The 5,734-nt window shown below is 43.3% G+C and carries 4 protein-coding genes and 2 pseudogenes; 3 read left to right on the plus strand and 3 right to left on the minus strand.

Going from position 1 to position 5,734, the window contains the following annotated elements:
• Nucleotides 1-340, plus strand: a pseudogene (locus tag WFH18_RS16575) (IS4 family transposase); the annotation flags it as partial.
• Between the two features lie 49 nt (nt 341-389).
• Here the strand turns inward: WFH18_RS16575 and WFH18_RS16580 are convergent.
• Complete coding sequence (locus WFH18_RS16580; RefSeq protein WP_004279390.1) at nt 390-3,284, minus strand: valine--tRNA ligase; 2,895 nt, start codon at nt 3,282-3,284, stop codon at nt 390-392.
• A 175-nt stretch (nt 3,285-3,459) separates the two neighbouring features.
• On the opposite strand from WFH18_RS16580, the gene WFH18_RS16585 reads away from it, so the two are divergent.
• Both WFH18_RS16585 and WFH18_RS16590 read left to right on the plus strand, forming a co-directional pair.
• Nucleotides 3,460-4,131 (plus strand): hypothetical protein, encoded by a 672-nt coding sequence (locus WFH18_RS16585; protein WP_005104677.1) that lies wholly within the window; start codon nt 3,460-3,462, stop codon nt 4,129-4,131.
• Nucleotides 4,132-4,151: 20 nt separating this feature from the next.
• On the plus strand, nt 4,152-4,958 hold the full coding sequence (locus WFH18_RS16590; protein ID WP_005104675.1) for an SDR family oxidoreductase: 807 nt from the start codon (nt 4,152-4,154) through the stop codon (nt 4,956-4,958).
• Between the two features lie 165 nt (nt 4,959-5,123).
• Here WFH18_RS16590 and WFH18_RS16595 read toward each other — a convergent pair whose 3' ends face one another.
• Both WFH18_RS16595 and WFH18_RS16600 read right to left on the minus strand, forming a co-directional pair.
• On the minus strand, nt 5,124-5,618 hold the full coding sequence (locus WFH18_RS16595) for an IS630 family transposase (RefSeq protein ID WP_005265831.1): 495 nt from the start codon (nt 5,616-5,618) through the stop codon (nt 5,124-5,126).
• A gap of 47 nt (nt 5,619-5,665) precedes the next feature.
• Nucleotides 5,666-5,734: pseudogene (locus tag WFH18_RS16600) on the minus strand (IS630 transposase-related protein); the annotation flags it as partial.

Raw genomic sequence — 5,734 nt, forward strand, 5'->3', positions numbered from 1 at the left:
GGAAGGCAAGCATTTGAGGAGCAAGCAACCTGATTTAATTTATCAAGAATTATGGGGGGTCTTCATTGCCTATAATATTCTAAGAAGACAAATGAAACATATGGCTCAACGTGCAAAAGTCAGTCCTTTGAGAATCAGCTTTCATATTGCCTCTATCAGCATCCTGAATATATTAAGATTTGATTCTTTAGACTCCGCAGGGAATTTACCTAAACATCTAGAAAGTTTACTGGAGAAATCGAGGAGGTATGTTTTGCCTGAGAGAAGGGTTAGAAGTTGCCCACGAGTTGTGAAAGGAAAACCGCAGAAATACCCAAGAAAATGCCAGTCAATTTCTTAACTGACTGGCATTACTCATTTGAGGGGATTTTTTGAATCAAATTACAGCATTAAAGCGCTGCAATCTGCTCCATATTCGCTTTAATCTTCGCTAACTGATCAGCAAACTCAGCAAGTTTCACTTTCTCGCCTTCAACTACAGCCGCAGGTGCTTTTGCCACAAAACCTTCATTCGAAAGTTTAGTCGCAATTTGGTCATGCTGTTTTTGAACCTTGTCCAAGTCTTTTTGCAGACGACCCAATTCCGCTTTAGGATCAATTAAGCCCTTCATTGGAACGAATACAGACACGTGACCCACAACAGATGAAGAAGACAATGGTGGTTGTTCAGCATCAGCCAAGAAGGTAATGCTTTCAACTTTTGCCAATGCTTTGAACAACGGTTCAATACGTGCAATCTGCGCTTTTTCAGCATCCGTTGTGTTTTGAAGTAGAACAGGCAACAAGCGTGCATTACCTAAGCCCATCTCACCACGGATGTTACGTACCGCACCAATCAAACCTTGCAGCCATTGCATATCTGCTTCAGCCTGGTCATTAATCAATGCTTCGTCAGCAGTTGGGTACTGCGCAAGCATGATGGTTTCGCCAGCGATACCAAGTTTAGGCGCAAGCGTTTGCCAGATTTCTTCAGTCAGATAAGGCATCAACGGATGAGCCAAACGTAAAGACGCTTCCATCACCGCAAGCAATACACGACGTACTTCAGCTTTACGCTCTTCAGATACGTTTTCATCATTCAGAACAGGCTTAGTCAGTTCGACATACCAGTCACAGTATTCATTCCAGATGAATTCGTAAATCGCTTGCGCAGCCAGGTCTAAACGATAGGTTGCAAATGCAGTTTGTACCGCAGCAGTCGCTTTTTGTAGACGGCTGACGATCCACTGTTCAGGCAATTCCCAAAGATCAGGACGAGCCGTTTGACCAACCGTTTGACCTTCGACATTCATCATCACGAAACGCGTTGCGTTCCAGATTTTGTTGGCAAAGTTACGGTAACCTTCAACACGTTTCATATCGAACTTAATGTCACGACCGGTGTTTGCAAGCGCGCAGAATGTGAAACGAACTGCATCCGTACCGTAAGATTGAATACCTTCAGGGAATTCTTTACGCGTTGATTTTTCAATCTTCGCTGCCTGTTTCGGGTTCATCAAACCCGTGGTACGTTTTTGTACCAGTGTTTCAAGATCCACACCGTCAATCAAGTCTAATGGGTCAAGCACGTTACCTTTAGATTTAGACATCTTCTGACCTTCGCCATCACGTACCAAACCGTGAACGTACACAGTTTTAAATGGCACTTGTGGCGTACCATCTTCATTCTTCATGAAGTGCATGGTCAGCATGATCATGCGGGCAACCCAGAAGAAGATGATGTCAAAACCTGTCACCAGTACATCTGTTGGGTGGAATGTATTCAAGAAGTAGTTGGCTTTGTCTTTTGCTTCGTCGCCAGTCCAACCTAAGGTTGAGAATGTCCAGAGACCTGAAGAGAACCATGTATCCAGTACGTCTTCATCTTGGTTCAATTGAACATCGGCAGGGATGTTGTTTTTCGCGCGAACTTCCGCTTCATCACGACCTACATAAACATTACCTTCCGCATCGTACCAAGCAGGGATACGGTGACCCCACCACAATTGACGCGAGATACACCAGTCTTGGATGTTGTTCATCCAAGCCATATACATGTTGCTGTACTGCTCAGGAACGAACTTGATACGACCGTCTTTAACCGCTTCAATGGCAGGTTTCGCTAGCGGCGCAATCTTCACATACCATTGGTCTGTGAGTAGAGGTTCAACAATCACGCCTGAACGGTCACCGCGAGGTGGTTTCAGCGTATATGGTTGGATCTGGTCTAACCAGCCTTCAGCTTCCGCTTGTTCAACAATCTTCTTACGTGCTTCAAAACGCTCTAAACCAACATATTCACTAGGCGCAGGAATGGTTTTAGAAATTTGCTCGCCGGCTTTCGCGATGTATTCAAACTCAGCCAACACTTCAGCATTTTTGTTGAAGATATTGATGATTGGCAATTCGCAACGTTTACCCACTTCATAGTCATTGAAGTCGTGTGCAGGGGTGATTTTTACACAGCCTGTACCGAATTCTTTATCGACATATTCGTCTTTAACGATAGGAACCGCACGACCGGTAATTGGCAGGATAATATTTTTACCCACCAAATCTGCATAGCGTTCATCATCAAGCGCAACGGCAACAGCTGTATCACCAAGTAGTGTTTCAGGACGAGTGGTTGCCACAACGATGTGATCTTTACCATCGTGCGTGCGTAGTGATTTATCTTCAAAGAAGTATTTAAAGTGCCACAATGAACCTGCTTCTTCTTTATCAGACTCAACTTCTAAGTCAGACAGCGCAGTTTGTAATTTTGGATCCCAGTTCACCAAACGTTTGCCGCGGTAGATCAGACCTTCTTCGTGCAGTTTTACAAACACTTCTTTTACCGCGTTTGATAAACCATCATCCATGGTGAAGCGTTCACGTGACCAGTCAACCGAAGAACCTAGGCGACGAATTTGACGGGTAATGTTACCGCCAGACTGTTCTTTCCATTCCCAGACTTTTTCGATGAACTTTTCACGACCCAGGTCATGACGGCTAACCCCTTGCGCACCCAACTGACGCTCTACCACCATTTGCGTTGCAATACCTGCGTGGTCAGTACCCGGTTGCCATAAAGTATTTTTACCTGACATACGGTTAAAACGGGTTAAGGCATCCATGATGGCATTGTTAAAACCATGACCCATATGCAGGCTACCCGTGACGTTTGGTGGCGGAATCATGATACAGAAAGATTCGCCTTTTTCAGACGGCTTAAAGTAACCACGCTCTTCCCAAGTTTGGTACCATTTTTTCTCGATCTCGGTCGGATCGTAGGTTGTCGCGATATTTTGCGCTGAGTCAGTCATAGTCTAAACAGATCAAAAGTGAATGAAAAATTGCATCTATTGTAGCAAAAAAAATAGTGCGTGCGGCAGCTTAACCAAATGCAAACTTTAGCCAATTGGCATGTATAGCAACTCATCGTATGATAGAACGATAAAAAAACGCGACTCATCGCAGCATATCAAAAAGGATAATAAGATGAGCTATAGCATTTCCCTGAAGCTTCAACCCGAAACCCATCAGCGCTTTAAAGACCTTCATTCCAGATTAAATGCCGGCGAGCGAGACAGTCTTGCCAGACCCTTAGGTGAAAATCTGGCCGATATGGCCTGTGAAATTATTGACCAGATTTTTGGTCAGGTGGTGCAGCTGGCCAATTCACCGGACAGTGATTCCGAAAAAGTGATTCAGCAGATTATGCATAACACCCGTAAATATATGCCGTGGTCGGTTTCGTTGTTTGGCAATGAGCGGCTGATGCCTATGGTGAACTATTTGCATCGCATGACCTATGAGTATCAAGGTGATGCTTTTGTCCGTTATCCGGTAGAAAAATTGCTGGTGATGGAACTGCTCGGCTGTATTGACCAGATGAAAAATGGTAATCACCAATATGTATCACCCGCTTTAAAAGCCTTTACTCAGGTGGTCGATCAAGGGGTGACGCATTTAATCCGTGAACCGAAAAAAATGTTGAAATTTAATGTCGTGGTCGATAAAACCTTGAATGGGGTGATTCATTTAACCACCCAGTTAGGCTATAAACGTTTTGACAAGCTCGGTAGCATCTATGATGCCGATACGATGAGTTATTATTTTGAGCATTTGCTGGCATTTCTGGAAGATGAAATGCCGTACCATATTCATTAAAACAAGGGAAAGAGGATTTCATGGCGAAAGTTGAAGACTTAAATGGAAAAGTGGTCTGGATTACCGGCGCATCTTCAGGGATTGGCAAGGCGATTGCCCAGCAATGTGCTGCACTTGGGGCACAGGTGGTACTGACTGCACGTCGGCATGAAGAACTGGAAAATGTTCGCCAAAGTCTCACTAATCCAGATCAGCATATTTCAGTCATTGCCGATATCACGGATGAAAGCCAGGTTCGTCATGCCTATGAACAGGTTTTGCAACAAAAAGGCCGGATTGACTGGCTGATTAATAATGCAGGACTCAGTCAACGTGCCCTGATTCAGGACACCACCATGCAGACTGAACGCGCCATTATGGAAGTCGATTATTTCTCGCAGGTATTTTTGACCAAAACCGTACTGCCAACTTTTCTGGCACAAAAATCCGGCCGTATTGTGTTTATTTCCAGTGTTGCAGGTTTGCTCGGTACACAATATCGCGCGTCTTATTCCGCAGCCAAAGCAGCAATTCATATGTGGGCCAACAGCCTGCGTGCTGAAGTGGCAGATCAGGGGATTGGCGTATCGGTGATTTTCCCCGGTTTTGTTCAAACCAATGTGTCCCTGAACGCCTTAAACGGTGAAGGAAAACCGCAAGGACATCCGGATGAAGCGATTGAAAATGGGCTGTCCGCAGAAGATTTTGCGGTTCAGACTGTACAGGCTTTGCAGAACGGCGAAGAATATATTGTGATTGGTGGCAAGAAAGAAAAACTTGGTGTGCTGGTTTCGCGTATTTCACCAAAAGTTCTGTACAAGATGATCCGTAAAACCAAAGTAAAATAAATCATCCAGAGTAAAAAGGGCAGTAGCGCCATTGCTGTCCCACAATTTTTCACAAGAGGAAGCTCATTTGAGCTTCCTCTTGTTTTATGGGTATTTTATCGGGTGAAAATAAAGCTTTTAAAGTTCTTCTTTCAAACAAATTCACTTGAATTATTCTGAGTATAGTCAAACTACTTTATTATCCATACAGGATTCGAAAAAAACTCGAAATAATTCATCGACTGAGTCGATCAACCATTCTTTACGCTTACGTTTAACCCATGCCCACATCTGTTCTATAGGATTTAAATCAGGGCTGTATGCAGGAAGCCAAAGAATTTTATGCCCTTGTTGTTCCAATAACTCCAGAATATCTGCTCTTTTATGAAATGCTGCATTATCCATAACCACTACACTATTTTCAGGTAATGCTGGTATGAGGAATTGCTCAATCCAAAAATGAAAAACATCTGAATTGATTTTGCAGTCAAATAAACCTACTGAAAATAAATACCCTTTATGGATTGCTCCAATGGCATTGGTCTGATTCTTTAATTGCCAATTATATTGCCCTAAACAGGGTACTCCTTTTCGTGAGTAGCCATGAGGTCTGTAATCATGTGACTTAAAACCACTTTCATCCAGATAAATAATCGGGTGGGTTTTTTCTAATTCATTCACTTGCTGAATAAATTTATCCCTAAGCTTTGTATCTGCTTTAGGATGGCTTAACGTCTTTTTTTAACTGTAATATTTAAGCGCTTTAATGCAGCACCAATAGATGAAACACCACAATT

The organism is Acinetobacter sp. USHLN143 (assembly GCF_037145695.1).
GTDB classification, from domain to species: Bacteria; Pseudomonadota; Gammaproteobacteria; order Pseudomonadales; family Moraxellaceae; genus Acinetobacter; species Acinetobacter fasciculus.